This window comes from Actinoplanes teichomyceticus ATCC 31121, assembly GCF_003711105.1.
GTDB classification, from domain to species: domain Bacteria; phylum Actinomycetota; class Actinomycetes; order Mycobacteriales; family Micromonosporaceae; genus Actinoplanes; species Actinoplanes teichomyceticus.
Window position 1 is genome coordinate 6,154,166 of record NZ_CP023865.1, and the last position, 25,957, is coordinate 6,180,122.

Sequence of the window (25,957 nt, forward strand, 5' to 3'; positions counted from 1 at the left end):
TCAGGCCTCCTTCACACGCGAGGAGACGGGCTCCTCGGTCGGGGTGCGGCGCAGGACGCGGCCGAGACCGCTGACCCGCGGCGACAGGAACGCCTTGGTGTTGGCGAACATGGTCATGATCGGGTGCCGGAAGAGGAACACCACGACCAGGTCGAGGACGGTGGAGAGGCCCATCGCGAAGGCGAAGCCCTGCACCGCGCCGATCGACACGATGTACAACACCACCGCACACATGATGGTGATGGTGTTCGCCGAGATGATCGTCCGGCGCGCCCGGTGCCACGCCCGGGGCACCGCGCTGCGCGGCGACCGGCCCTCGTGGATCTCGTCCTTGAGCCGCTCGAAGTAGATGACGAACGAGTCCGCCGCCACACCGAGCGAGACGATGAAGCCGGCGATACCGGCCAGCGTCAGCGTGTAGCCCATGGTGCGGCCCAGGAAGACCAGCGCGCCGAAGGTGAGCAGGCCGGAGAGCACCAGGCTCAGGAAGATCACCGAGCCGAGCAGGCGGTAGTAGAAGAACGCGTACACCGCCACCAGCGCCATGCCGATCGCGGCGGCGAGCAGACCGGCCTCCAGCTGCTGCAGGCCGAGGGTCGCCGAGATGGTCTGCGCGGGGCCGGCCGAGAAGGTGACCGGGATCGCGCCGAACTTGAGCTGGTCGGCGAGCTGCTTGGCGGAGTTCGGGGTGAAGTCACCGGTGATCTGCGAGGAGCCGGTCAGCACGCCCTGGATCTGCGGCGCGGAGATGATCTCCTTGTCCAGCACCACCGCGACCGCGCAGTGCTCGGCCGAGCCGTACAGCGACTGGACCGCGGTGAAGCACGGGTCGCTGGAGGTCGCGTTGTACGCCACCCGGGTCAGGTCGGCCCACTTCTTCTGGCCCTCGCTCTTGAAGTCGAGCGAGACCACCCAGCGGCCGGTCTGCTGGTCGAGCTGCGGGCTGGCGCTGTCGATGTCGTCACCGACCACCTTGGCCGCGTCCAGCATGACCTTGGCCTGGCCCTCGTAGCAGGCCACCACCGGGGAGTCCTTGTCGTCGATCGAGCCGTTCGGCCGCTTGTCGAGCTGGTCGCAGCTGATCGTCGGGATGCTGAACTGCATCTGCGGGCTGAGCGCGGCCACCTCGACCGGGCTCAGCTGAGCGAACGGCTTGTACGGCAGGCCGGCCTTCGGGTCGCTGGTCAGATCGACCGGCTGCTTCAGCGCCTCGGCCTGCGCCCACAGTTTCGCGCCGACCTTCTTCGCGATCGCCTCCCGCTGGGCCTGCACGCTGGCGGCGACCGGAGCCTCGGACGCCGGCGCGCTCGGGGTGGCCGCCGGGGCACCGGCCGAGGCCGACGGGCCGGCCGACGGGGTCGCGCTGGGCACCGCCGCGCCACCGCCCTGACCGCCGGTGCCGGCCGACGGGCTGGCCTGCACCGCCGGGGCGGAGCCGTTGGTCTTCGGGGCGGCCGAGCTCTTCGGCGCGGCCGAACCGGACGGGGCGACGCTCGCCGACGCGCTGGGCGACGGCGACGCCGGGTTCAGCGCGCTCGCGGCCACGTCCATGGTGGTGCCGGTGAGCAGCCGGAACCGCATGTTCGCCGCCTGGGCGAGGTCCTTGAGCTGGTCGTCCGCCTTGCCGGCCAGGGAGACCACGATGGTGTTCTCGCCCTGGATGACCACCTCGGCCTCGGAGACGCCGAGCGCGTTCACCCGGTTCTCGATGATCGTCCGGGCCTGCTCCATCGCGTCCTTGGTCGGCGGCTGGCCCGCCTGCGAGGCGATGTAGGTGGCCTGCGTGCCGCCGACCAGGTCGAGGCCCAGCTTCGGCTCCAGGCGGTCGGTGAAGCTGCCCTTGGCGTCGGCGGCGAAGAAGACGAGAAGATACAGGACGACGAAGATCAAGCCGAGCACGCCGAGTTGGCGTCCAGGATGCATCTGTCCCTGTGGTGGTCGTGCCACGGCGTTAGGTCTCCCTGTGTTCCGGCCGCGCGGCGACGCGGCTCTGTCGATCGATGGCCGGCCGTCGACGGTCGAACGGCGGCCGGACGGACCGGGCCCGCCGACGTGGCGCCGCGGGCCGGTCCGGGGGTCTGCTCTTGTCAGTCCTGCTTGCGGACGTCGACGGCCGGGTTCGGCGGCTCGTCGGCGGCCGGCTCGTCGGCGGCGGCCGGCTCCTCGGCGGCGGGCTCGTCCGCGCGGGTCACCACGCGGGCGACCGCCGGGCGGGCGAACCGGACGTGCACGTCCGGCGCGATCTCCAGGGTCACCACGTCGTCCGCGACGGCCACCACCGTGCCGTGCAGCCCGCCGATGGTGACGATCTCGTCGCCGGGACCCAGCTTGTTCTGCATCTCCATCGCCTCGCGGCGCCGCTTCTGCTGCGGCCTGATCATCAGGAAATACATCACTCCGATGATCAGGATGAAGGGCAGGAACAGGCCCAGTGGGTTGCCGCTGGCGGACTCGGCCAGTTTCACGAGCACATGCCTTCCGTAGGCCACCGGCACCTCTGCCGAGGTGGGCCGGGGCGTCAAAACTCCGGGTTGAAGCGGGGGCGAGTCTAATCGGTCAACCTGGAGAGTACGAATGCGGCACACGTCACGTTCACATCACGAGGCATATTCACGCCTCTCGTGCGAACAGGTCCCCCTGAAACACCCCGGACCTGCCGTCTTGGGGCGGAGTCTTACCCAGGTGTGCCCAACCGGCCTCGGTCGCCACCCGGCCCCGCGGGGTACGGGCCAGCAGCCCGGCGCGCACCAGGAACGGCTCGCACACCTCCTCGACCGTGTCCGCCTGCTCACCGACCGCGACGGCGAGCGTGGACAGGCCGACCGGGCCGCCCTTGAACGACTCGATCAGCGCGCGCAGCACCGCCCGGTCCAGCCGGTCCAGCCCGAGCGCGTCGACGTCGTACACCTGCAGCGCCGCGCGGGCGATCTCGTCGGTGACCACGCCGTCGCCGCGGACCTCGGCGTAGTCGCGCACCCGGCGCAGCAGCCGGTTCGCGATGCGCGGCGTGCCGCGGGAGCGGCCGGCGATCTCGGCCGCGCCGGCCGCGGTGATCGGCACCCCGAGGATCCGCGCCGAACGGTGCAGCAGCGCGTCCAGGTCGGCGGGCGAGTAGAAGTCCAGGTGCGCGACGAAGCCGAAGCGGTCTCGCATCGGCCCGGTCAGCAGGCCGGCCCGGGTGGTCGCGCCGACCAGCGTGAACGGCTCCACGTCCAGCGGGATCGCGGTCGCGCCCGGTCCCTTGCCGACCACCACGTCGACCCGGAAGTCCTCCATCGCGCTGTAGAGCAACTCCTCGGCCGGCTTGGCGATCCGGTGGATCTCGTCGATGAAGAGCACGTCGCCGGGGCCCAGACCGGTCAGGATCGCGGCCAGGTCGCCGGAGCGCTCGATCACCGGGCCGCTGGTGGTCCGGATCGCGGTGCCCAGCTCGGCGGCCACGATGTTGGCCAGGGTGGTCTTCCCGAGGCCGGGCGGGCCGGACAGCAGGATGTGATCGGGCGGCGCGCCGCGGCCCATCGCGCCCTTGAGCAGCAGCTCCAGCTGGTCGCGGACCCGGTGCTGGGCGATGAAGTCGGCCAGCCGGCGCGGGCGGACACTCGCCTCGGCATCCAGCTCCTCGTCACCGACCAGCGGGGAGACCACGTCGTCGTCGTCCGGGAGGCCGCCCACCGGGCCGGTTCCGGAGCCGCCGCCGCTCATCGGGTCTTCCCGAGCAGCCGGATCGCCTGGCGCAGCAGCACCGGGACCGGCGGCACCTCGCCGTCGATGGTCTCGGCGACCGCGGCCACCGCCTGATCGGCCTGCGCGGCGCTCCAGCCCAGCGCGAGCACGCCCTGGCGCACCTGCTCCTGCCAGGCGCCCGCGAGCACGCCCGCGCTCTGCCCGTCGGCCCCGGCGACCGGGCCGATCCTGTCCTTGAGTTCGAGCACCAGCCGCTCCGCGCCGCGCTTGCCGATGCCCGGCACCCGGGTCAGCGTGGCCAGGTCGCCACCGGCGACGGCCCGGCGCACGGTGTCCGGCTGGTGCACCGCCAGGACCGCCTGCGCCAGCCGCGGACCCACCCCGTTCGCCGTCTGCAGCAGCTCGAACAGCTGCCGCTCGTCGTCGTCGGCGAAGCCGTACAGGGTCAGCGAGTCCTCCCGGACCACCAGGCTGGTCGCCAGCCGGGCCTCGGCGCCGACGCGAAGCCCGGCGAGCGTGCCGGGCGCGCAGAACACGCGCATGCCGACACCGCCCACCTCGACCACGGCGCTGTCATGGAGGATCGCGGCGACCACGCCGCGCACGCTGGCGATCATCGGGGGCTCCTGCGGGCGGCGGCGAGGGCCGCGGCTTGGATCTTCGCGCGGGTCCCGCCGCGCCAGATGTGGCAGATGGCCAGCGCGAGGGCGTCCGCCGCGTCGGCCGGCCTGGGTGGTGCGTCCAGTTGCAGCAGGCGGGTCACCATCGAGGTGACCTGCGCCTTACCGGCGGTGCCGGAGCCGGTCACGGCCGCCTTCACCTCGCTCGGGGTGTAGGTCTGGACCGGCACCCCGGCCCGGGCGCCGGCCAGCAGGGCGATGCCGCTGGCCTGCGCGGTGCCCATCACGGTACGCACGTTGTGCTGGGCGAACACGCGCTCGACCGCGACCGCGTCCGGCCGGTGCTCGGCCACCAGGTCGGTCAGCCCGCGGTCCAGGTGCAGCAGCCGCTGCGCGATGTCGTCGCCGGTGTCGGTGCGGACCACGAAATACCCGACCAGCTTGCCGGGACGGCCGGGCAGGCCGTCGACCACACCGACGCCGCACCGGGTGAGACCCGGGTCGATGCCGAGCACGCGCACCACGGCCTCCCCTCACGTACGTGTGTTCGACACCCTAATACGCCGCCGACTTGCGCCCGCCGCCGACACGCCTCGACCATGGAGGCGGGAGGTCGACATGTACCTCATTCCACCCATGGACGACGATCCTCCGGCGGAGTTCGTCGAGGCGGTCGCGGCTCACGAGCGGGAGCTGCGGCACGAGGCCGTGCGTCTGGCCGGCGGCGACCCGACCGGGCTGGACATCTATCAGGACGTGCTCGCCGACCTGGCCGGGCACTGGCGCCGGCTGCGCTGGTGGGCCCGGCTCAGCCGGGCCGACCCGACCGGGCGCTACCTGCGCAGGCGGCTCGCGCGACGGATCCGGGCGTGGCGTGCGGAGCAGATCCACGAGGTGGACGTCCGCGTGCTGCGCACGCCGCCGGGGACGCCGGTCGCGGTGGGCGGGCCCGCCGCCAGCGTCGCCTTCCACAAGGCCGCGGTGCTCGAGGGTACGGCGCGGACCGCCCTGCCCACCCTCGCCGACGCGGCGGTGGCCTGGGTGCACGCGTGGCGCCGCGCGGAGCATCGCCGCATCGCCCGGCTGGTGATCGGCAGCGTTCTCCTGGTCGGCGGCATGGTCCAGGGCATGTCCTGGTTCGCCGCCCCGGACTGACCACCGCCGGCTGAGCGGACCGGGGCCGGGATGCCGGGGCGGCGCCGCCCCGGGCCGCCGGCCCCGGCTCCGGGCGTCACGCGTCGATGAGCGCCATGACGTCGTCGGAGACGTCGAAGTTGGCGTAGATGTTCTGCACGTCGTCGCAGTCCTCGAGGGCGTCGATCAGCTTGAACACCTTGCGGGCCGCCTCCTCGTCCAGCGGCACCGTCATGGTCGGGATCAGCGACGACTCGGCCGAGTCGTAGTCGATGCCGGCGCTCTGCAGCGCGGTGCGCACCGCGATCAGGTCGGTCGGCTCGCTGACCACCTCGAACGAGTCACCCAGGTCGTTGATCTCCTCGGCGCCGGCGTCCAGGACGGCGAGCATGACGTCGTCCTCGGTCAGCCCGGCCTTCGGGACGATCACCACACCCTTGCGGTTGAACAGGTAGGACACGCTGCCGGCATCGGCGAACGTGCCGTTGTTGCGGGTCAGCCGGGTGCGCACCTCGGTGGCCGCGCGGTTGCGGTTGTCGGTGAGGCACTCGATCAGGATGGCCACGCCGTTCGGGCCGTACCCCTCATACATGATCGTCTGCCAGTCGGCGCCGCCGGCCTCCAGGCCGGAGCCACGCTTGACCGCGCGGTCGATGTTGTCGTTGGGGACCGACGACTTCTTCGCCTTCTGGATGGCGTCGTAGAGCGTGGGGTTACCCGCCGGGTCGCCTCCGCCGGTTCGCGCCGCGACCTCGATGTTCTTGATCAGCTTGGCGAACATCTTGCCGCGCTTGGCGTCGATGACCGCCTTCTTGTGCTTGGTCGTCGCCCACTTGGAGTGGCCGGACATGCGTAACCTCCGTGTCTACCGTGCGGGTGCGGCCTGGCGGACCATCTCGACGAAGTACCGGTGGACGCGAAGGTCGCCGGTCAGCTCCGGGTGGAAAGCCGTGGCGAGCAGGTTCCCCTGCCGAACGGCGACAATCCTACCGGCGGCGGCGCCGGAGGCCACGCGGCCCAGCACCTGCACGTCGGGACCGACCTGTTCGACCCACGGCGCCCGGATGAAGACGGCGTGGAAGTCGCCGCCGGGGATGTCCGCGATCGCCACGTCCGCCTCGAACGAGTCGACCTGCCGGCCGAACGCATTGCGCCGGACCGTCATCTCCATTCCCTGGAAGGATTCCTGGTCGGGGCGGCCGTCCAGCACCGTGCTGGCCAGCATGATCATGCCGGCGCAGGAGCCGTACACCGGCATGCCGTCCGCGATCCGCTTCCGGATCGGGTCGAGCAGTCCGAAATTGATCGCCAGGTTGCTCATCGTCGTGGACTCGCCGCCGGGGACCACCAGCGCGTCGACGCCGGCCAGTTCCTCCGGCCGGCGGACCGGCCTGGCCAGCACGTCCGACTCGGCCAGCGCGGACAGGTGTTCGCGCACGTCGCCCTGCAGGGCCAGCACTCCGATGTTCACGGCACCAACTCTAGGGCCCCGTGCCCGGCCGGCCGTCCGGGGTGCGGGGCGGCTCGGGCGTGCGGCGCTCGGGTGGCGGACTTGAGGGTTCCGGTGGCACGAACCGAACGGCAACCGGGAGGTGACCGGTCGGCACTCCGCGGGCCGCCCGGCCGCCCGAACTGGGGGGCATGACCGACACGATGGTGGTTGAGCTGGGACTGCAGGCGATGAGCATCGCGGCGAAGATGTCCGCTCCGGTGCTGCTGACGGCCCTCGCGATCGGTTTCGCGATCTCGCTGTTCCAGTCGGTGACGCAGATCCAGGAGGCGACGCTGTCGTTCGTGCCGAAGGCGGTCGCGATCGGGGCGGTGCTGCTGTTCACCGGCAACTGGATGCTGCACGAGATGCTCACCTACACCGAGCAGCTGTTCGAGCGGGTCCCCGACCTGCTGCGCTGATCCAGCCCAGAACTGATCTCGACAAGGGGCCGCCCGGTGGGGCCGGCCCCTTTTTCGTGTCCGCACACCGGGCGGCGCGCCGCGGGCCGGGGCGCCACGCGCGCCGGGGGCGCCACGCGCGCCGGGGGCGCCACGCGCGCCGGGGGCGCCACGCGGGCCTTCCGGGACGGCGGGGCTTAAGCAGTCCACCGTGGGGTCGATTGGCTATCGAGGGCGCCATCGGGCGCTTCGTAGGATCGCCGCACCGAAAACCCGCACGAGGAGTCGTATGTCTGAGAATCAGCCCGCCGTCGGAACCGCGCGCGTCAAGCGGGGCATGGCGGAGATGCTCAAGGGCGGCGTGATCATGGACGTCGTCACCCCCGAGCAGGCGAAGATCGCCGAGGACGCGGGCGCCGTCGCGGTGATGGCGCTGGAGCGGGTTCCGGCGGACATCCGCGCGCAGGGCGGCGTGTCGCGGATGTCGGACCCCGACATGATCGACGGGATCATCAACGCCGTGTCCATCCCGGTGATGGCCAAGGCCCGGATCGGTCACTTCGTCGAGGCCCAGGTGCTGCAGTCGCTCGGCGTCGACTACATCGACGAGTCCGAGGTGCTGACCCCGGCCGACTACGCCAACCACATCGACAAGTGGCAGTTCACCGTGCCGTTCGTCTGCGGCGCGACCAACCTGGGCGAGGCGCTGCGCCGGATCACCGAGGGCGCCGCGATGATCCGTTCGAAGGGTGAGGCCGGGACCGGCGACGTCTCGAACGCCACCACGCACATGCGGAAGATCCGCGGCGAGATCCGCCGGCTGCAGAGCCTGCCGGAGGACGAGCTTTACGTCGCGGCGAAGGAGCTGCAGGCTCCGTTCGAGCTGGTCAAGGAGGTCGCCGAGGCGGGCAAGCTGCCGGTCGTGCTGTTCACCGCGGGCGGCATCGCCACCCCGGCCGACGCCGCGATGATGATGCAGCTCGGCGCCGAGGGCGTGTTCGTCGGCTCGGGCATCTTCAAGTCCGGCAACCCGGCGCAGCGCGCCTCCGCGATCGTCAAGGCCACCACCTTCCACGACGACCCGGACGTGATCGCCAAGGTGTCGCGCGGCCTGGGCGAGGCCATGGTCGGCATCAACGTCGACGAGATCCCGCAGCCGCACCGCCTGGCCGAACGCGGCTGGTGATGATCCGACCCGGTGCGGGCCGCCCGGCCTTGCACCGGGTCGGGCCGTCACGCGCGGCCGTGGCGCGCGCCGGACCGCCGCGGCGGTCCCGCCGCGGTCAGACCGCGCGGGCGGGCAGCGCGGTCTCCGGCGGGGCGCTGGGCGCGGGCACCGGGCCGGGCGGCAGCTCCGGCATGACCGGCTCGACGATGTCGAAGTACCGCGGCCGGGGATAGCGCCCGGGCAGCCGCAGCACCCGCACCAGCTTGCGGCGGCGCGCGGTGAGCGCGTCGCGGACCAGGTCGGTGTGCACCTGCCGGGCCAGCACCACCCGCCGGCTGCTGAGGATCAGGGTGCGCGCCGCCGGGTCGGCCGGGTCCAGCTCGATGCCCTGCAGCTGCCGGGTCAGGTCGTTCTCCGCGGACTCGCGCTCCTCCGGCTCGGCGTCCAGCGCGAGCCGGGCCGCGGCGTACAGCTCGGCCGAGTCGCTGCGCTCGGCGACCACCGCGGCGGCCGCGGCGCGGCGCAGCAGGTGCGCGTCGAGGGCGCGTTCGGCGGACTGGGCGCGGGCGTGCACCCGCTCGACCCGCTGGGCGGTCCAGCCGAGGTACGCCGAGAAGATCGCGGCCAGCACGACGACACCCACCACCCACCACATGCCGGGCATCGTAGTGCCGGAACGGGTCCGGCCGTCACCTGGCCCGAGCGGGTCAGACCCCGTCGTCGTCGAAGACCCGCCCGTCGGTGGCCTCGATCGCCGTGGTGTAGACCTCGAGAACCCGGGCGGCCACACTCGGCCAGTCGAACGCCGAAACCGCTGTCCGGGCGCAGGAGGCCAGGTCAGCCCGTCGGCGGGGATCGTCGAGCAGCTCGCCGAGCAGCGCGGTGAGCGCGGCGGCGTCGCCGTTGGCGAACAGCGCGCCGGCCCGGCCACCGTCCAATACCCGACGGAACGCGTCCAGGTCGCTGGCCGCGATCGTGGCGCCGGCCGCCATCGCCTCGGTGAGGATCATGCCGAAGCTCTCGCCACCGGTGTTCGGCGCCACGTAGACGTCGACGCTGCGCAGCATCCGCGCCTTGTCCGGCTCGCTGACCAGGCCGAGGAACTCCACCCGGGAGTGCAGAGCGGCCGGGATGCCCGCGAACAGCTCGTCGGCGTCGCCCGGGCCGGCCACCAGCAGCCGCAGCCCGGGGCGCTGCCCGGCGAGCGCGACGAAGGCCGTACGCAGCAGGGGGAACCCCTTGCGCGGCTCGGTGAACCGGCCCAGGAACCCCAGCGCGCCGCCCTCGCCGGGCCACCCGGGCAGCGGCGTGGCGGTGGCGAACTTCGCCACCGCCACCCCGTTGGGGATCTCCACCGCGCCGCCGCCGAGATGTTCCACCTGCACCTTGCGGGCCAGCTCGCTGACCGCGATCCGAGCGGTGATCTTCTCCATCACCGGTTGCAGGAAGTTCTGCGCGGCGGCGAGCGCCCGGGACCGGGTCATCGCGGTGTGGAAGGTGGCCACCACCGGGCCGCGCGCGGAGAGCACCGCCAGCAGCGACAGGCTGGGCGTCAGCGGCTCGTGCACGTGCAGCACGTCGAACTCGCCACGGGCCAGCCAGCGGCGCACCCGGGCGGTGGAGACCGGGCCGAAGGCGATCCGGGCCACCGAGCCGTTGTACGGCAGCGGCACCGCCCGGCCGGCCGGGACGAGGTATTCCGGCAGCTGCGCGTCCTCGTCCGCGGGCGCCAGCACGCTGACGTCGTGGCCCAGCCCGATCAGCGCCTCGGCCAGGTCCATGATGTGGTTCTGCACGCCGCCGGGGACGTCGAACGAGTAGGGCGAGACGATCCCGATCCGCACGGCCGACCCCCTAGAGCCAGAGCTTCTGGAGCATGTGCCAGTCCTGCGGGTGGTCCGCGATGCCGATCGCGAAGGCGTCCGCCACCATCTGGGTGGTCCGCCGGACCCGCTGGTCGAGCGGCCCGTCCTCGGGTGGGGTGATCCGGCGCAGCACCGCCTCCACCCGGTCCCCGGAATACCACAGGTCGGCGGCGTAGAGCGGGGCGCCGGTACGCAGCGCGAGGATCGCCGGGCCGCCGGGCATCCGGGTGCGCGCGCCGAAGAACTCCACCTCGACGCCGTTGCGGGTCAGGTCCCGGTCGGCCAGCAGCGGCACCACCCAGCCCTGCTGAAGATGCTCGGCGAGCACGTCGAGCGGGGCGCGCGCGCCGCCGGTCAGCGGCAGCACCCGCATCCCGAGGTTCTCCCGGTACGCCAGGAACTTGCGGTACACCGCCTCCGGCTTGAGCCGCTCGGCCACCGTGATCATCTGCCAGCCGTTGGCGACCACCCAGGCGGCCGCCGCGTCCCAGTTGGCCACGTGCGGCAGCGCCAGCACCATGCCGTTGCCCTCGGCGACGACCCGCTTCATCTCCTCGTAGCAGTCGGCACGCATGTGGAAGCCGGCCAGGTGCTGCTCGGGGGTCAGCGACGTCAGCCGGAACGCCTCCATCCAGTACCGGGCGTACGAGCGCAGGCCGTCACGGACCAGGGTCTCCGGCATGTCCGGCCCGGCCACCTGCCGCAGGTTGCGACGCAGCCGCTGGGTGCCCTTGCCGTTGGCCTTCCAGGCCCGGTCGGCGGCCGTGGTGAACAGGGCCCGGGCGACCGGCAGGGGCAGCGCGCGCACCAGACGCCACCCGGCCGTGTAGCCGAGCGTGGTCAGCCGTTCCCTCACGCGACCGGCGCTCCGGGCTCGGTGCGGCGCGCGTGGATCAGCCGCTGGCAGACGGTGATCACGGAGAGCACGGAGAGCACCCAGAGCGCGGCGGGCAGGCCCCACCGCTGGCCGGCGGCGCCGAGCAGGCCGCCGATCCCGACGATCAGCAGCCGCTCCAGGCGTTCCGCGAGACCCACGTCGGCGTTCAGCCCGAGCGACTGGGCGCGGGCCTTGACGTACGACACCACCTGGCCGGCGACCAGGCTGATCAGGGCGGCGACCACGCCACCGTACGGGTTGCCCACGCTGGCCAGGTAGTAGACGACGGCGCCGAACACCGCGCCGTCGGCGATCCGGTCCATCGAGGAGTCGAGAAGGGCGCCGAACCTGCTGGAACCACCTCGCAGGCGCGCCATTGTGCCGTCGAGCACGTCGGTCAGCGCGCAGGCGGTTACGATCACGGTGCCCCAGAAGAGCTGACCTTGCGCACCGAGGTACGAACCGATCAGCACCCCCACGGTGCCGGCGATGGTGACGGCGTCGGGCGAGACGCCGATCCGGAGCAGGAAACGGGCGGCCGGGTTGACGCCGTACGCGACGACGGCACGGGCCGGAACTTGGACGATCTTTGCCATGGCCGTCCCACCATAACGGCGTGCGCCGGGACACGGTACGGCTCGCCCCGTCGTTGGCCGGATCGTCACCATCCGCCGCGGCGGGGTGTCCATCGGTCCTTGCGGCCAGGACAGCCCGGGTGTGGGATTTGTAGAACAGCGGTGTAACAAACCGGAAACGACGGGAGCGCTCGGCATGGCGCAGAAGACTTCGGAGAAGGGGCTCGCCGGCGCGGCCGCGCCGGTGGTGACAGAGCCCGGCAGAGTTCGCAACGTGGTGTTGGTCGGCCACTCCGGCGCCGGGAAGACGACGCTGGTGGAAGCGCTGCTGGCGGCCACCGGCACGATCCCGCGCGCGGGGAGCGTCACGGACGGCACCACGGTCACCGACCACGACCCGGCGGCCGTGCGGCAGCAGCGCTCGGTGGCGCTGTCCTGCGCGCCGCTGGTGCACCAGGGCGTGAAGATCAACCTGTTGGACACGCCCGGGTACGCCGACTTCGTCGGTGAGCTGCGGGCCGGGCTGCGCGCGGCGGACGCGGCGCTGTTCGTGGTCTCGGCGGTCGACGGGGTGGACGAGGCGACGATCGCGCTGTGGGAGGAGTGCGCCGCGGTGGGCATGCCCCGCGCGGTGGCGATCACCCGCCTGGACCACCCGCGCGCCGACTACGACCAGGCGCTGCAGGACTGCCAGGAGGCGTTCGGCGAGAACGTGATGCCGGTCTACCAGCCGATGCTGGGCGACGACGGCCAGTCCGTCGCCGGGCTCATCGGTCTGGTCACGCTGCGGGTGCTGGACTACTCGACGGGGTACCCGCCGCAGAGCGGCGCGGCCGAGCCCGAGCACCTGAACCCGATCGCCGAGGACCGCAACCAGCTCATCGAGGGGATCATCGCGGAGAGCGAGGACGAGACCCTGATGGACCGGTACATCGGCGGTGAGCTGATCGACACCGACGCGCTGGTGCCGGACCTGGAGAAGGCGGTCGCCCGGGGCAATTTCTACCCGGTCATCCCGGTCTGCGCGGGCACCGGCGTCGGCCTGGACGCGCTGCTCGACGGGCTGGTCACGAGCTTCCCGTCGCCGCTGGAGCACGACCTGCCGGTGGTCACCGGCGTGGACGGCTCGCCGCGCCCGCCGCTGACCTGCGACCCGAACGGCCCGCTGGTGGCCGAGGTGGTACGCACCACGGTCGACCGGCACGTCGGCCGGGTCTCGCTGGTCCGGGTCTTCTCCGGCACCCTGCGCCCGGACCAGACGCTGCACGTCTCCGGGCACGGGCTGGCCGAGCGCGGCCACCCGGACCACGACGCCGACGAACGGGTCGCGCACGTCTACACGCCACTGGGCGCGCAGCTGCGCGAGGTGGGGCAGTGCGTCGCCGGCGACCTCTGCGCGATCACCAAGTCGGGCAGCGCGGAGACCGGCGACACGCTCTCCGGCCGCGACGACCCGATGCTGATGGCGCCGTGGTCGATGCCGGAGCCGCTGCTGCCGATCGCGGTGGTGGCCAAGAGCCGCTCGGACGAGGACGCGCTGGCGAAGAACCTGGCCCGGCTGGTGGCCGGCGACCCCACGCTGCGCCTGGAGCGCAACCCGGACACCCATCAGCTGGTGCTGTGGACGATGGGCGAGTCGCACGCCGACGTGGTGCTGGAGCGGCTCCGCGCCGGCGGGGTGGAGCTGGACACCGAACCGGTGAAGGTGGCGCTGCGGGAGACCTTCGGCGGCCCGGCCAAGGGGCATGGGCGGCACGTCAAGCAGTCCGGCGGCCACGGCCAGTACGCGATCTGCGACATCGAGGTCGAGCCGCTGCCGCGCGGCGCCGGGTTCGAGTTCGTCGACCGGGTGGTCGGCGGGGCCGTGCCGCACAACTACATCCCGTCGGTGGAGAAGGGCGTGCGGGCCCAGCTGGAGAAGGGCATCGTGGCCGGTTACCCGGTGGTGGACCTGCGGGTCACGCTGGTCGACGGCAAGGCGCACAGCGTGGACTCCTCGGACGCGGCGTTCCAGACCGCCGGGGCGCTGGCGCTGCGCGAGGCGGCCGCCGCCGGGCAGATGACGCTGCTGGAGCCGGTGGACGAGGTCGTGGTGCGGGTGCCGGACTCCTACGTCGGCGCGGTGATGAGCGACCTGTCCGGCCGGCGGGGCCGGCCGCTGGGCACGGACACCGAGGGCGAGGGCGGGCACAGCCTGGTGCGGGCCGAGGTGCCCGCGGTCGAGCTGGTCCGGTACGCGGTCGAGCTGCGCGCCTTGTCGTCCGGAGCGGGCACGTTCACCCGGACGTACCTGCGGCACGAGCCGATGCCGGCACACCTGGCCGAGGCGGTGAAGAAGGAGCACGCGGTCCGATAGCGACGGCGGTGGCCGCCTCGCGCACGGCGAGGTGCTTCGCGACGTACGGCCGCGACCGGCGTCCGTACGTCGCGAGGCCGCCCGGCGTGGCGACTACGCCGACGGCCACGCCTTCGCCAGCATGGCCCGGGTGTCGCCGAGCAGCTGCGGCAACACCTTGGTGCGGCCGATCACCGGCATGAAGTTCGCGTCGCCACCCCACCGCGGCACCACGTGCTGGTGCAGGTGGGCGGCGATCCCGGCGCCGGCCACCGAGCCCTGGTTCATCCCCAGGTTGAAGCCGTGCGGCCGGCTCACCGCGCGGATCACCCGCATCGCCGTCCGGGTGAAGGCGGCCACCTCGGCGGTCTCCTGTTCGGTCAGGTCGGTGTAGTCCGCGACGTGCCGGTACGGGCACACCATCAGGTGACCCGGGTTGTACGGGTAGAGGTTCAGCACCGCGTAGACCAGCCGGCCCCGCGCCACCACCAGGCTCTCCGGCTCCGGCACGCCCGGGGCCAGGCAGAACGGGCATCCGGACGGCTTCTCGTAGCCACCCTCGGGCGCCTCCTCGCCGGTGATGTAGGTCATCCGGTGCGGAGTCCAGAGCCGTTCCAGGCCGTCCGGCTCACCCGTAGCATCCACCTCCGCATCCTATGCGGTGGTGGTCTCCGCGTCGGAGTCCACGTGCACGTGGTAGCGGCCGGTGCCGCCCCGCTTGGCCACGTACATCGCCGCGTCGGCGTCGCGCAGCACGTCGTCGGCGCCCTGGCCGGGCCGCGACAGCGCGATCCCGATGCTCGCCGGGGTGCGCAGCGCGTGCCCGTCCACCACCATCGGCTCGTTCAGCGCCCGCACCACCCGGTCGGCGATCACCAGTGCCCCGGCCACCTCGGTGAGGTCCTCGGCCAGGATGACGAACTCGTCGCCGCCCAGCCGCGCCACGGTGTCCTCGGTACGCACGCAGGTCCGCAGCCGGTCCGCCACGATCCGCAGCACCTCGTCCCCGGTGTCGTGCCCGTACGTGTCGTTCACCGGCTTGAACCCGTTCAGGTCCAGCAGCAGCACCCCGATCCGCCGGTCGGCGCGCCGGGCCCGGGCCAGCGACGCGGTCAGCCGGTCCCAGAGCAGCGCCCGGTTGCCCAGCCCGGTCAGCATGTCGTGCATCGCCCGCCGGGTCAGCTCGGCGGTCAGCGCCACGCTGTCGAGCGCCAGCGACACCTGGGTGCGCAGCGTCTGCAGCGCCTTGACGACGTCCGCGGGCAGCTCCCGCTCCGCGCCCACCAGCAGGATGCCGAAGAAGCGGGCGCCGTTGAGCAGCGGCAGCAGCATGATCGGCCGCTCGCCGACGGCGTCCAGGCCGGTCACCCCGAGCGTGGCCAGCGTGGTCCCGGAGATCACTTCGCCGTTCGACAGCCGGGTCAGCAGCGGGGCCGGTACCGCCTCGCCGGGCAGCCGGAAGCCGGCCACCGTCTCCGCGCCGTTGCCGGCCGCGTGCAGCACGGTCCAGTTGTCCGGATCCTCCGGGGTGACGCTGACGACCACCGTCCGGGCGCCCGGGCACGGTGCGACCAGGGCGGCCGCCGCGGCCGCCGCCAGCCGCTGCACCTGCGCCGGGTCGTTGGTGGTGAGCAGGCTGGTGCCCAGGTCGTTGAGGATCTGCTCGCGGGCCACCGCCTGGCGCAGCGCGCGCACACTGGCGTCCACCCGGACCAGCAGGCGGTTGTTGTCCCGCAGGCCGATCACCTGGCGTACCACGACCAGCCCGGTGAGCAGGATCGAGCCGCCGACCACCGGCCAGGAGCGCGCCGACAGCCCGCCCAGCAGGGCGCCGATCAGCAGCGCGCAGGCCGCGGCGATCGCCAGGTACGGCACCAGGCTGGACGGCCGCTGCGCCACCGCCTGCTCGGCGACCTCGGCGCCGGCCACCGCGCGCATCTGCGCCGCCCCGGCCGCGATGATCAGCGCGGTGAACAGCGCCCACACCGCCAGCGTCCAGTGCTGGGAGCCCTCGCCGAGCAGCCGCTGGCAGATCGAGACGACCACGCTGCAGCAGGCGGCCAGGCCGGACCACAGCAGCGACCGCCGGCTCACCTCGACCGGGCCGCCCAGCACCAGGCGGGCGATCGCGAACAGCACGACCAGCAACCCGCAGGTCTTGATCAGCACCAACGCCGGGACGAATCCGCCGTGCCCGAGCATCCGCGGGTGGATCAGGAAGTACCAGGCGAAGAGCATCCCGGCGACCTGCACGATGGCCACGTCCATCGCCAGCCGCGCGCTGCTCGCCGACCAGCGCGTGCGGATCGGCACGGTCAGCAGCCCGGCCAGCACCAGCAGCATCGCGGTCAGGTCGCCGAGCGGCACCGCCGGACTCGGCGACGGGTACGCCAGGCTGCCGGTCACCAGCATCCAGGCCAGCGCCCACCCGCCGGTGGCCGCGGTCACGGTCCAGGCCAGCGCGGTCAGCACGGCGTACCGGCGGGCGCCGGTCAGGTGGGTCCGGCGGGCGGCCCGCCAGCACAGCCAGGCCGGGATCGCGGCGAGCACCGGGGCGTAGAGCCGGTAGCCGGTGAGCTGGAAACCCCACCCGCCGACGCCGGTCAGGTGCAGCACGAACCAGAGGGCGGCCACCGCGTAGCCGGCGCGCGGTATCCACGTCCAGCGCCCGCCGCCGTGCGGGCGCGCCGCCCCGCCGGCGGTCAGCCCGCGTCCGGCCGTCCGGAACTGCATGGGTACTCCGCTCCCGCCGCCGCGTCGTGCGGAGGCTCGTCCGCCGTCATGTCGGCCGGCGGGAGCCGGAGTTGAGGCTTCAGGCGGCCGACGGCCCGGTGTTGACCCGGGAGCGGACCACCTCGACCACGTGCGCCACCGCCTCGTCCAGCGAGACGCCGTTGCGCTGCGAGCCGTCCCGGTACCGGAACGACACGGTGCCGCCGTTCACGTCGTCGTCACCGGCGATCGCCATGAACGGGATCTTCTGCTGCTGCGCGGTACGGATCTTCTTCTGCATCCGGTCGGTGGAGTGGTCCACCTCGGCGCGGATGCCCTCCCTGCGCAGCCGGGCGACGAACTCCTCCAGGTACCCGGCGTGGTCGTCCCGGATCGGGATGCCCACCACCTGCACCGGGGCCAGCCAGGCCGGGAACGCGCCCGCGTAGTGCTCGACCAGCACGCCGAAGAACCGCTCGATCGAGCCGAACTTCGCCGAGTGGATCATCACGGGCTCCTGCCGGGACCCGTCCGCCGCCTGGTACTCCAGGCCGAACCGGGACGGCATGTTGAAGTCGTACTGGATGGTGGACATCTGCCAGGTCCGGCCGATCGCGTCCCGGGCCTGGACGCTGATCTTCGGGCCGTAGAACGCCGCGCCGCCCGGGTCGAGGACCAGCTCCAGCCCCGACTCCTGCGCCACCTCGGAGAGGACCCTGGTGGCGGTCTCCCACTGCTCGTCGGTGCCGATGAACTTGTCGCTCTGCGGGTCCCTGGTCGACAACTCCAGGTAGTAGTCGTCCAGGCCGAAGTCGTCGAGCAGCGAGCGGACGAAGTTCAGCAGGTGCTTGATCTCGGCCGGGGCCTGCTCGGCGGTGACGTAGGAGTGCGAGTCGTCCTGGGTCAGGCCGCGCACCCGGGTCAGGCCGTGCACCACGCCGGACTTCTCGTAGCGGTACACCGTGCCGAACTCGAACAGCCGCATCGGCAGCTCGCGGTAGGACCGCCCGCGCGACCTGAAGATCAGGTTGTGCATCGGGCAGTTCATCGCCTTGAGGTAGTAGTTCGCCCCCTCCAGCTCCATCGGGGGGAACATGGTGTCCTTGTAGTAGGGCAGGTGTCCCGACGTGTGGAACAGCCCTTCCTTGGTGATGTGCGGGCTGCCGACGTACTGGAAGCCCTCCTCGATGTGGCGGGCCCGGACGTAGTCCTCCATCTCCCGCTTGATCACCCCACCCTTCGGGTGGAAGACCACGAGACCGGAGCCGATCTCGTCCGGGAAGGAGAACAGGTCCAGTTCGGTGCCCAGCTTGCGGTGGTCGCGGCGCTCGGCCTCGGCCAGCCGGGTCAGGTACGCCTTGAGCTCGTCCCGCGACGGCCACGCCGTCCCGTAGACCCGCTGCAGCTGCGGGTTCTTCTCCGAACCGCGCCAGTAGGCGGCGGCCGAGCGCATCAGCTTGAACGCCGGGATGAGCCGGGTCGACGGCAGGTGCGGACCGCGGCACAGGTCGCCCCAGACCCGCTCGCCGTCGGCGTTCAGGTTGTCGTAGTGGGTCAGCTCGCCGGCGCCGACCGCGGCGGCCTCCTCGTCCACGTCCCCCTTGATGTCGACGAGCTCCAGCTTGTACGGCTCGTTCGCCAGCTCCGCCTTGGCCTCGTCGAGCGAGGCGTACTCCCGGCGGCGGAAGGTCTGCCCGGCCTTGACGATCTCCTGCATCCGCTTCTCGAGCTTCGTCAGGTCCTCCGGCTGGAACGGCTTCTCGACGTCGAAGTCGTAGTAGAAACCGTCCCGGATCGGCGGGCCGATGCCCAGCTTGGCCTCCGGGAAGACGTCCTGCACGGCCTGGGCCAGCACGTGCGCGGTGGAGTGGCGCAGCACGTTCAGCCCGTCCGGGGAGTCGATCGTGACCGGGGTGACCTCGGTGTCGGCGGCCGGAGCCCAGTGCAGGTCACGCAGCCGGCCGTCGGCCTCGCGGACCACGACGACCGCCTTCGGCCCGTGCGCCGGGAGCCCGGCGGCGGCCACCGCGTCGGCCGCCGTAGTCCCGGCCGGGACGACTAGTGGGTCGGCCACGGCGGGTGTACGGGGTGCAGACACGGTGATCTCCATTCAGAAGGTGACGGCCCGGCTCCTCCGGGCCGTCACCGATGCTATCCGCCGGGTTCGGGGCGGTTTCGCGCGGCGCGCGACCTCGCCTCGCGGTCCCGGTCCGGCTCAGTGTCCCCGGCCGCCTCCGGCGTCCTCGGGACCGACCGCGGCGGTCAGCCAGGAGGGCAGCGGCTCACGGTGCGTGAGCCAGTCACCGGGGATCCCGCCGATTCCGGTGTACGCCGCCACGACGCCCCCGGTGATCGCCGCCGTGGTGTCCACGTCCCCGCCGGCCACCACGCACGCCGCCACCGCCGCCGGATAGTCGTCCAGGTGCCGGTCGGCGGCCCAGAGCGCGAACGGCACGGTGTCCTGGGCGGTCGCCCGGCTCCCGTTGCCCAGCCGGTGCGCCGCCTCGGCCGCGCCGGTCAGCCGGCCCAGACCGGCCGCCTCGCCCAGGGCGTCGCGGACCACGCTCGGCGCGGTGTGCGCCGCGGCCGCGCGCAGCAGCTGCCCCGGGCCCGGCCGGTGCCCGTCCAGGCGGGCGGCGGTCGCGACCGCCGCGGCCACGGTCACCGCGACCGCGCCGGCGATGCCCTCCGGGTGCGCGTGGGTCACCTCCGCGGCCCGCGCCGCCTGGACCGCCGCGCGGGCGAGCGAATCGGCGTGCCAGGCGCCCAGCGGCGCGGCCCGCATGGCCGCCCCGTTGCCGCACGAGCCCTGCCCGTCGAAGGATGCGGCGGCGGCGATCGGCCACGGCAGCCCGGCCCGGATCTCGCGGAGCATCACCACCGCGCCCCGGCCGTACCCCCGGGCGGGGTCGAAGCGGCGGCCGAGCGTCTCGGCGAACGCGTCCCGGTCGAAGTCGCCGTCGCGCAGCGTGGCGACCAGGCAGCAGGCCTGCTCGGTGTCGTCGGTCCACGGCCAGGGCGGGTCCGGCACCCGGGCGTCCAGCAGGTCGGACGGGCGGTTGCCGGGCACCAGGTAGCGGGCTCCGAGCGCGTCACCGACGCTGAGGCCGGCCAGGCTCTCCAGCGCCAACGCGAGCCGCGTACGGGGAAAGAGGGTGAAGGACATCGGTGCTTCGGATCGTATTCCATCACTGATTGTCATCAAAGCATCTCGCTCCATCACCCTTTAGGTTCTGCCCGCCGGGGCCGGTACGGTCTTCGCATGGCCACGGTGTTGCTCGTCGAGGACGACCATGTCGTGCGTGGCGCCATGCTCCGTTCGCTCGCCGACCGGGGGCACGCCGTGCACGCCGTCGGCACCGCGCTGGAGGCGCTGCGGCGGGTCGCCGCGGAGACTCCCGACCTGGTCGTGCTCGATCTCGGACTGCCCGACCTGGACGGCTCGGACGCGCTGCGGATGCTGCGCGGCATCACCGACGTGCCGATCATCATCGCCACCGCCCGGGACGACGAGCAGACCGTCGTGCGCCTGCTGCGCGCCGGCGCCGACGACTACATGGTCAAGCCGTTCACCGGCGCCCACCTGGACGCCCGGATCGCCACCGTGCTGCGCCGGGTGGGCCGGGCCAGCCGGGCCGCCCAGCCGGCCGTGCACGAGGTGGGCGAGCTGCGGGTGGACGTGGGCGAGCGCAGCGCCACCCTGGGCGACCAGCCGCTGGCGCTGACCCGCAAGGAGTTCGACCTGCTGGCGTACCTCGCCGCCCGTCCGGGCCGAGTGGTTTCCCGTCGTGAGCTGTTGGAGGAGGTATGGCGACAGCCGTCGGTCGGCGAGGACCAGACCATCGACGTGCATTTGTACTGGCTGCGCCGGAAACTGGGCGAGTCCGCGGCGAAGCCCCGCTTCCTGCGCACCGTGCGGGGGGTCGGCTTCCGGTTGGTGGCACCGGACTGAGGTTGCGGCTGGCGTACACCACCGCCGCCACCACCGCTGCCGCCGCGCTGCCCTTCCTGCTCCTGCTGGGCTGGGGGCTGCGCTCGGACCACCGGGACCGGGCCCTGGCCGACGCCGCGCGCCGGACCGCCACGGTGACCGGCGCGCTGGTGGCCGGCGCCGGACAGAGGGGCGTGGCCGCGGCGGTCGCCTCGGCCGGTGGCCCGGTGGTGCACACCGCCGGTCTGGCGCCCGGTGACGGCGCCCGGGTCAGCCCCGCGCAGATCGACCTGGCCGCCACGAAGGCCGAGGCGAGCATCGTGGACGTGCCCGGCGGCGTGGTCCGGCTGCAGCCGGTCGGCGCGTCCGGCCGGACGTACGTGATCGAGGCGTTCGTGCCGGACGCCGCGCTCGGCGCGGACACCGCCCGGGACTGGTGGCTGCTGATCGGCGCGGCCATCGTGCTCGTCGGCGGCTCGGTGATCGTGGTGGACCGGCTCGCCCGGCACACCGTGGACTCGGCCAACAATCTGGTCGCGGCGGCCCTCGCGGTCGGTGACGGCGACCTGGACGTGCGCATCCAGCCGTCCGGGCCGCGCGAGCTGGCCGAGGCCGGGTACGCCTTCAACCGGATGGCGGACCGCCTGGTCACCTCCCGCACCGACGAGCGGGAGCTGGTCGCCGACCTGTCGCACCGGCTGCGTACCCCGCTGACCGCGCTGCGCCTGGACGCCGAGGCGCTCGACCCGGACGACACCCAGATCATCGACCTGACCGCGGACGAGGTGGACCGCCGGCGCGGCATCCGGCGTATCCGGCAGGCCATCGCCACCCTCGAGGACGAGGTCAACCAGCTGATCAACACCACCCGGCAGGCGGTGGCCGCGCAGGTGGCGGCCGCCCCGGAGGAGGGCCTGTGCGACGCCAGCGAGGTGGTCCGGGAACGCATGCGGTTCTGGTCGGCGCTGGCCGGCGACCAGAACCGGCGGTACCGCGTGGTCGGCGCGCACCTGCGCGTCCCGGTGCCGGTGGCCCGCGCGGAGCTGGCCGCCGCGCTGGACGCGGTGCTCGGCAACGTCTTCCGGTACACCCCGCAGGGCACCGCGTTCGAGGTGGCGCTCTCCCGGCGCGACGGCTGGGTGGCGCTGCGGGTCGACGACGCCGGGCCGGGCATCGGCGACCCGGAGAAGGCGCTGCGCCGCGGGCAGAGCCAGCAGGGCTCGACCGGGCTGGGCCTGGACATCGCCCGCCGGATGACGCAGTCCACCGGCGGATCGGTCAGCCTGGACAAGGCCGCGATGGGCGGGGCCAGCGTGGTGATGCTGATCGCCGACGCCGAGGCGACGCCGAAGACGCCCAGCCGGTTCGGCCTGGTCGGCCGCGGGCGGCTGAACCGGGACCGGGAGTCCGCCCGCCGCCGCGGGCAGCAAGGCTGATCGCCGGCCGACCACAAGACCCTTGACGGACTACTCCCCCAGACGGAACAAGAGTTGCTTAGATCTGCTTTAAGAGTGTTCCCCTGGCTCTTGCGGCCTGGCAGTGTTCCCTCCGATCCCATCCGGCTCCCCGGTCCGCGCACCGCGGCTCGTCCCCATCGCCGCGGCCGGCGGAGCCCCGGCGCGGTGGGGGGCGGGCACCCCATGGTCCCCTCCCACCGCGTACCAGCTCGACGAGGAGACGCTTTGCCCGCGCATCGCCGGTCAGCGTTTCGCGGGTCGCCCGCCGGGCGGCGCCGCGCCGGAGCTGAGCAGCGACAGCCGACACGCTCCGTCACCAGCCGGATGCTTCCGGTGGCTCTCGGCCTGGCGCTGCTCGGGGTCGGCGGGGTGGTCGGTCCCAGCGTGATCGGCGCCTCGTCCCCGCACGACCCGGGCGACCTCGAGCTCACCGCGCTGCCCAAGGACGCCCCCGACCAGGGACTGGTCTATGAGGGGCTGAAACCGGCGGCGGCCGACGCGCTGTGCGCCGGGTCGTACGTGCTCTTCGACGAGACCTGCACGCACGGCCCGGACCGCGCGCCCACCGGCCTGTCCGTGCGCCGGGATGTCACCCCGGTCACCGCCGCCACCCGGCTGCCCGGCACGGTGCGCGTGGAGCAGCCGGCCGTGGTCCCGCCGGACGCCGAGATCGCCCGCGACCTGGGCGGCAGCGCGCTCACCCCGGACGCGCCGGCACTGATCCCGGACCCGGCCCCCGGCAACGCCGACTTCGTCCTCGGCGCGAACGGGGTGGCCTGCGCGGGCGACGGGCAGAGCGGCAAGCGGGTGCAGGTGGTCTACCTGTACGCGGCCGGCACGGCCACCCGGTACAACCGGTTCGTCAACTCGTTCCGCACCTGGGCCGGCGGGGTCGACGCGATCTTCGACGCGAGCGCGGGCGAGACCGGCGGTTCCCGGCACGTGCGGTACGTGACGACTCCGGAGTGCACGGTGGCGGTCTCCGAGGTGGAGCTGCCGCCCGGGTCGCTGGACTCGTTCGCCGCGACGGTCAAGGCGCTGGGCAACCTGGGTTACAACCGCACCGACCGCAAGTACCTGATGTTCGCCGACGCGAACGTGTACTGCGGGATCGCCACGTACGTCGACGACAAGCGCCCGGGCCGGACCAACCGCAACAACGGCGGCCCGTCGTACGCCCGGGTGGACGCCGGGTGCTGGGGCTCGGCGATGGCCGCCCGCGAGCTGACCCGCTCGCTGGGCGCGGTGCTCAACGGCGCGCCGAACAGCACCGGCGCGGGCGGCTGCCTGGACGACTACGACCTGCTCTGCGGCGCTGACCGGTCCGGCCGGGCGGCCCGGCAGTCCTGCCCGAAGACGCACGAGGTGCGGCTGGACTGCGGCCACGACGACTACTTCAACACCGACCCGAAGCCGGGCAGCTACCTGGACGAGAACTGGAACGTCGCGCTGAGCGACTTCCTGCTGCGCTCCGACGGCGGCGACGACATCCCGGACGTGCCCGGCGCGGTCCGGCCCGACCCGACCGAGTCGGCGCCGCCGGCCGCCACCGCACCGGTCCGCCCGGACCCGTCGCCCAGCGCGGCCGGCGCGGCGCCGACCACCGGCGCCGAGGGTGCCGAGGTCCCGGCCGGCCCCAGCGCCGAGCCGAGCGTCTCGGCCCCGGCCGAGCCGCTGCCCGGGGTGAGCATCGACCCGGGAGCGCCGATCGAGGCCGAGCCGGCCGCCTTCCAGCCGCGTGCGGGCACCGGGGCACCGGCTCCCGGGCCCGGGCCGGGCTCGGGTGACCAGGACACCGGCGCGTCGCAGCCGACGGCCGGCGGCGAGGGCGTCCAGGCCGTGCTGGAGATCCGCGACGCGACCAGCCTGTCGGTCGGGCTGACCTGGAGCGCCGCGTCGCCGGACGCCAGGTACCAGGTGTCCGTCGACGGCAAGCCGGTGGCCAGCACGAAGGCCACCCGGGCGCGGCTGATCGGGCTGCGGCCGGACGCCACCTACCGGGTGGAGATCCGCAGCGCGACGCTCGGCTACCACGCGACCGGCGCGGCGCGGACCGCACCGGCCGCGCGCCCGGTGCAGAACTCGTGGTTCGTGCTGACCAATGCGCTCACCGGCGGGGCCGCCGACCTGTACGCGGCCCGTGCCGCCGACGGCACGCCGGCCACGCTGGGCCCGGCCGACGGTGGCAACCAGCAGCAGTGGAAGCTCGTCCCGGCGGACGCGACCGGCGGGTACACGCTGGTCTCCCGGGCCAGCGGCAAGTGCCTGAGGCCGCTGGGCGGCACCCCGGTGGCCGGCGCGCCGCTGGTGCAGGGCGACTGCGCGAGCGGTGGCGTCCGGTGGCGCCTGCAGGCCTCGGCCTACGGATTCACCCTGCGCAGCGAGAGTGGCGATCTGACGATCGGGGCCGGCGGCCAACGGTTCGGCTGGCACCGGGTGCTGGCGCTGCAGCCGGACACCGGGCAGCGTCACCAGAGCTGGACCGCGATACCGAGCTGACCTGGTCATGTGGAGGGAGAGACGCGATGCCTGATGTGCTGAGCAAGCCGGACACCGAGCCGGGGGAGGATCCGGCCCGGTTCCCCCGGCGCAGGGTGGTGCGCTGGCTGGCCATCCTCACCGTCGGCACGCTGGTGATGCTGGCCTGCCTGCAGGAGCCGCTCTACCCGTAGTTCCGCGCGTAGTCGTCGATCTCGGCGAGCAGGGCGGCCTTGCCGTCGGCGGAGCGGAAGCTGTGCCGCACCGCGCTGCGGGCCAGCTCGGCCACCCCGGCGGCGTCCAGGCCGAGCAGGCGGGCGGCGACCGCGTACTCGTGCTCCAGGGTGGTGCCGAACATCGGCGGGTCGTCGGAGTTCACGCTGACCGGCACCCCGGCCGCGACCAGCCGGCCGATCGGGTGCCCGGCCAGGTCGGCGACCGCGCGGGTGCGCAGGTTGGAGGTGGGGCACACCTCCAGCGGGATCTGGTGCTCGGCCAGGTACGCCATCAGCCGCTCGTCCTGGGCGGCCGCGATGCCGTGCCCGATCCGCTCGGCGCCCAGGTGGTGGATCGCGTCCCAGATCGTCTCCGGTCCGGTGGTCTCGCCGGCGTGCGGCACGCTGTGCAGCCCGGCCGCGCGGGCCCGGTCGAAGTACGGCTTGAACTGCGGCCGCGGCACCCCGATCTCCGGACCGCCCAGTCCGAAACTGATCAACCCGTCGGGCCGCTCCTCCAGCGCGATCCGCAGCGTCTCCTCGGCCGAGGCCAGCCCGGCCTCGCCGGGGATGTCGAAGCACCAGGCGAGGTCGAGCCCGAAGTCCCGGCGGGCGCCGCTGCGGGCGTCCTCGATCGCCTCGCAGAACGCCGGGGCCGGGATGCCGCGGCGCACGCTCGAGTACGGCGTGACGGTCAGCTCGGCGTAGCGCACCCGCTGGCGGCTCAGCTCCCGGGCGATCTCGTAGGTCAGCAGGCGGACGTCCTCGGCGTCCCGGATCAGGTCGACCACGCTGAGGTAGACCTCGATGAAGTGCGCGAAGTCGCGGAACGCGAAGTACTCCGTGAGCGCCTCGGGGTCGGCCGGGACCGGCGAGCTGCCCTCGTGCCGGGCGGCCAGCTCGGCCACGATCCGGGGGGAGGCCGAGCCCACGTGGTGCACGTGGAGCTCCGCCTTGGGCAAGCCCGCGATGAAGGTCGTCAGGTCCGTCAAGATCTCTCCTTGTTTCTCGGTCGG

General features: G+C 73.3%; 24 protein-coding genes. 8 read left to right on the forward strand and 16 right to left on the reverse strand.

Going from position 1 to position 25,957, the window contains the following annotated elements; genetic code table 11:
• The 5 genes from secD to ruvC all read right to left on the reverse strand — a co-directional run bounded on the left by secD (window position 1) and on the right by ruvC (window position 4,825).
• The gene (secD, locus tag ACTEI_RS26960) at window positions 1–1,923 is read right to left on the reverse strand and encodes a protein translocase subunit SecD (RefSeq protein WP_122980219.1); all 1,923 of its coding nucleotides are present in this window, start codon (window positions 1,921–1,923) and stop codon (window positions 1–3) included.
• Between the two features lie 164 nt (window positions 1,924–2,087).
• Entirely contained in the window at window positions 2,088–2,465 is a 378-nt protein-coding gene (gene yajC / locus ACTEI_RS26965) for a preprotein translocase subunit YajC (protein ID WP_239082363.1), read from the reverse strand.
• A gap of 145 nt (window positions 2,466–2,610) precedes the next feature.
• Window positions 2,611–3,702: a Holliday junction branch migration DNA helicase RuvB gene (ruvB, locus tag ACTEI_RS26970; RefSeq protein ID WP_122980220.1), complete on the reverse strand. Its 1,092-nt coding sequence runs from the start codon at window positions 3,700–3,702 to the stop codon at window positions 2,611–2,613.
• Window positions 3,699–4,301: a Holliday junction branch migration protein RuvA gene (gene ruvA / locus ACTEI_RS26975; protein WP_122980221.1), complete on the reverse strand. Its 603-nt coding sequence runs from the start codon at window positions 4,299–4,301 to the stop codon at window positions 3,699–3,701. The genes ruvB and ruvA overlap by 4 nt, the downstream gene beginning before the upstream one ends.
• A complete protein-coding gene (ruvC, locus tag ACTEI_RS26980; protein ID WP_122982432.1) occupies window positions 4,298–4,825 on the reverse strand; it encodes a crossover junction endodeoxyribonuclease RuvC in 528 nt (175 codons plus the stop codon). Before ruvC ends, ruvA begins: the two co-directional genes overlap by 4 nt.
• 115 nt (window positions 4,826–4,940) lie before the next feature.
• On the opposite strand from ruvC, the gene ACTEI_RS26985 reads away from it, so the two are divergent.
• Complete coding sequence (locus tag ACTEI_RS26985; RefSeq protein WP_122980222.1) at window positions 4,941–5,459, forward strand: hypothetical protein; 519 nt, start codon at window positions 4,941–4,943, stop codon at window positions 5,457–5,459.
• A 76-nt stretch (window positions 5,460–5,535) separates the two neighbouring features.
• On the opposite strand, the gene ACTEI_RS26990 is transcribed toward ACTEI_RS26985, so the two are convergent.
• Together ACTEI_RS26990 and pdxT are read right to left on the reverse strand one after the other, a co-directional pair.
• A complete protein-coding gene (locus ACTEI_RS26990; protein WP_122980223.1) occupies window positions 5,536–6,288 on the reverse strand; it encodes a YebC/PmpR family DNA-binding transcriptional regulator in 753 nt (250 codons plus the stop codon).
• Window positions 6,289–6,303: 15 nt separating this feature from the next.
• On the reverse strand, window positions 6,304–6,909 hold the full coding sequence (pdxT, locus tag ACTEI_RS26995) for a pyridoxal 5'-phosphate synthase glutaminase subunit PdxT (RefSeq protein ID WP_122980224.1): 606 nt from the start codon (window positions 6,907–6,909) through the stop codon (window positions 6,304–6,306).
• 170 nt (window positions 6,910–7,079) lie between these two features.
• Between pdxT and fliQ the strand changes: the two genes are divergently transcribed.
• A complete protein-coding gene (fliQ, locus tag ACTEI_RS27000) occupies window positions 7,080–7,349 on the forward strand; it encodes a flagellar biosynthesis protein FliQ (protein ID WP_122975918.1) in 270 nt (89 codons plus the stop codon).
• Window positions 7,350–7,617: 268 nt separating this feature from the next.
• Complete coding sequence (gene pdxS / locus ACTEI_RS27005; protein ID WP_122980225.1) at window positions 7,618–8,514, forward strand: pyridoxal 5'-phosphate synthase lyase subunit PdxS; 897 nt, start codon at window positions 7,618–7,620, stop codon at window positions 8,512–8,514.
• A gap of 97 nt (window positions 8,515–8,611) precedes the next feature.
• Here pdxS and ACTEI_RS27010 read toward each other — a convergent pair whose 3' ends face one another.
• The 4 genes from ACTEI_RS27010 to pgsA are packed head-to-tail and all read right to left on the reverse strand — an operon-like array spanning window position 8,612 to window position 11,834.
• Window positions 8,612–9,160 carry a hypothetical protein gene (locus ACTEI_RS27010; RefSeq protein ID WP_122980226.1) on the reverse strand — a complete coding sequence of 183 codons (549 nt, stop codon included), beginning with the start codon at window positions 9,158–9,160 and terminating at the stop codon, window positions 8,612–8,614.
• A 43-nt stretch (window positions 9,161–9,203) separates the two neighbouring features.
• A complete protein-coding gene (locus ACTEI_RS27015; protein WP_122980227.1) occupies window positions 9,204–10,340 on the reverse strand; it encodes a glycosyltransferase family 4 protein in 1,137 nt (378 codons plus the stop codon).
• A 10-nt stretch (window positions 10,341–10,350) separates the two neighbouring features.
• Complete coding sequence (locus ACTEI_RS27020) at window positions 10,351–11,217, reverse strand: phosphatidylinositol mannoside acyltransferase (protein WP_122980228.1); 867 nt, start codon at window positions 11,215–11,217, stop codon at window positions 10,351–10,353.
• On the reverse strand, window positions 11,214–11,834 hold the full coding sequence (gene pgsA, locus ACTEI_RS27025; RefSeq protein WP_122980229.1) for a phosphatidylinositol phosphate synthase: 621 nt from the start codon (window positions 11,832–11,834) through the stop codon (window positions 11,214–11,216). The genes ACTEI_RS27020 and pgsA overlap by 4 nt, the downstream gene beginning before the upstream one ends.
• Window positions 11,835–12,009: 175 nt before the next feature.
• Here pgsA and ACTEI_RS27030 point away from each other — a divergent pair, with 175 nt between their 5' ends.
• Entirely contained in the window at window positions 12,010–14,169 is a 2,160-nt protein-coding gene (locus ACTEI_RS27030; RefSeq protein ID WP_122980230.1) for an elongation factor G-like protein EF-G2, read from the forward strand.
• Between the two features lie 93 nt (window positions 14,170–14,262).
• On the opposite strand, the gene ACTEI_RS27035 is transcribed toward ACTEI_RS27030, so the two are convergent.
• The 4 genes from ACTEI_RS27035 to ACTEI_RS27050 form a co-directional block, all read right to left on the reverse strand.
• Window positions 14,263–14,739: an HIT family protein gene (locus ACTEI_RS27035; RefSeq protein ID WP_122980231.1), complete on the reverse strand. Its 477-nt coding sequence runs from the start codon at window positions 14,737–14,739 to the stop codon at window positions 14,263–14,265.
• A 63-nt stretch (window positions 14,740–14,802) separates the two neighbouring features.
• Window positions 14,803–16,881 (reverse strand): GGDEF domain-containing protein, encoded by a 2,079-nt coding sequence (locus ACTEI_RS27040; RefSeq protein WP_122980232.1) that lies wholly within the window; start codon window positions 16,879–16,881, stop codon window positions 14,803–14,805.
• Window positions 16,882–16,960: 79 nt separating this feature from the next.
• Window positions 16,961–18,958, reverse strand: a complete 1,998-nt coding sequence (gene thrS, locus ACTEI_RS27045; RefSeq protein ID WP_187645942.1) for a threonine--tRNA ligase — start codon at window positions 18,956–18,958, stop codon at window positions 16,961–16,963.
• A 117-nt stretch (window positions 18,959–19,075) separates the two neighbouring features.
• Window positions 19,076–20,026, reverse strand: coding sequence for an ADP-ribosylglycohydrolase family protein (locus tag ACTEI_RS27050; RefSeq protein ID WP_122980234.1), 951 nt, complete (start codon window positions 20,024–20,026; stop codon window positions 19,076–19,078).
• A 96-nt stretch (window positions 20,027–20,122) separates the two neighbouring features.
• On the opposite strand from ACTEI_RS27050, the gene ACTEI_RS27055 reads away from it, so the two are divergent.
• The 4 genes from ACTEI_RS27055 to ACTEI_RS37415 all read left to right on the forward strand — a co-directional run bounded on the left by ACTEI_RS27055 (window position 20,123) and on the right by ACTEI_RS37415 (window position 24,920).
• Entirely contained in the window at window positions 20,123–20,812 is a 690-nt protein-coding gene (locus ACTEI_RS27055) for a response regulator transcription factor (protein WP_092555028.1), read from the forward strand.
• A gap of 2 nt (window positions 20,813–20,814) precedes the next feature.
• Window positions 20,815–22,227: a HAMP domain-containing sensor histidine kinase gene (locus ACTEI_RS27060; RefSeq protein ID WP_187645941.1), complete on the forward strand. Its 1,413-nt coding sequence runs from the start codon at window positions 20,815–20,817 to the stop codon at window positions 22,225–22,227.
• 345 nt (window positions 22,228–22,572) lie between these two features.
• Window positions 22,573–24,747, forward strand: coding sequence for an RICIN domain-containing protein (locus tag ACTEI_RS27065; RefSeq protein ID WP_239082353.1), 2,175 nt, complete (start codon window positions 22,573–22,575; stop codon window positions 24,745–24,747).
• A gap of 26 nt (window positions 24,748–24,773) precedes the next feature.
• Entirely contained in the window at window positions 24,774–24,920 is a 147-nt protein-coding gene (locus ACTEI_RS37415; protein ID WP_164466128.1) for a hypothetical protein, read from the forward strand.
• On the opposite strand, the gene ACTEI_RS27070 is transcribed toward ACTEI_RS37415, so the two are convergent.
• A complete protein-coding gene (locus ACTEI_RS27070) occupies window positions 24,911–25,933 on the reverse strand; it encodes an adenosine deaminase (RefSeq protein WP_122980235.1) in 1,023 nt (340 codons plus the stop codon). The genes ACTEI_RS37415 and ACTEI_RS27070 overlap by 10 nt on opposite strands.
• Window positions 25,934–25,957 lie beyond the last annotated feature (24 nt).

Coding starts and splice junctions, on each gene's coding strand:
- ACTEI_RS27055 (WP_092555028.1), top strand. CDS start 20,123: ATGGCCACGGTGTTGCTCGTCGAGGACGACCATGTCGTGCGTGGCGCC.
- secD (WP_122980219.1), bottom strand. CDS start 1,923: ATGCATCCTGGACGCCAACTCGGCGTGCTCGGCTTGATCTTCGTCGTC.
- fliQ (WP_122975918.1), top strand. CDS start 7,080: ATGACCGACACGATGGTGGTTGAGCTGGGACTGCAGGCGATGAGCATC.
- pdxS (WP_122980225.1), top strand. CDS start 7,618: ATGTCTGAGAATCAGCCCGCCGTCGGAACCGCGCGCGTCAAGCGGGGC.
- ACTEI_RS27010 (WP_122980226.1), bottom strand. CDS start 9,160: ATGCCCGGCATGTGGTGGGTGGTGGGTGTCGTCGTGCTGGCCGCGATC.
- ruvA (WP_122980221.1), bottom strand. CDS start 4,301: ATGATCGCCAGCGTGCGCGGCGTGGTCGCCGCGATCCTCCATGACAGC.
- ACTEI_RS27040 (WP_122980232.1), bottom strand. CDS start 16,881: ATGCAGTTCCGGACGGCCGGACGCGGGCTGACCGCCGGCGGGGCGGCG.
- ACTEI_RS26990 (WP_122980223.1), bottom strand. CDS start 6,288: ATGTCCGGCCACTCCAAGTGGGCGACGACCAAGCACAAGAAGGCGGTC.
- ACTEI_RS27050 (WP_122980234.1), bottom strand. CDS start 20,026: ATGTCCTTCACCCTCTTTCCCCGTACGCGGCTCGCGTTGGCGCTGGAG.
- ACTEI_RS27065 (WP_239082353.1), top strand. CDS start 22,573: ATGCTTCCGGTGGCTCTCGGCCTGGCGCTGCTCGGGGTCGGCGGGGTG.
- ACTEI_RS27030 (WP_122980230.1), top strand. CDS start 12,010: ATGGCGCAGAAGACTTCGGAGAAGGGGCTCGCCGGCGCGGCCGCGCCG.
- ACTEI_RS37415 (WP_164466128.1), top strand. CDS start 24,774: ATGCCTGATGTGCTGAGCAAGCCGGACACCGAGCCGGGGGAGGATCCG.
- ACTEI_RS27035 (WP_122980231.1), bottom strand. CDS start 14,739: ATGACCTACATCACCGGCGAGGAGGCGCCCGAGGGTGGCTACGAGAAG.
- pgsA (WP_122980229.1), bottom strand. CDS start 11,834: ATGGCAAAGATCGTCCAAGTTCCGGCCCGTGCCGTCGTCGCGTACGGC.
- ACTEI_RS26985 (WP_122980222.1), top strand. CDS start 4,941: ATGGACGACGATCCTCCGGCGGAGTTCGTCGAGGCGGTCGCGGCTCAC.
- ruvB (WP_122980220.1), bottom strand. CDS start 3,702: ATGAGCGGCGGCGGCTCCGGAACCGGCCCGGTGGGCGGCCTCCCGGAC.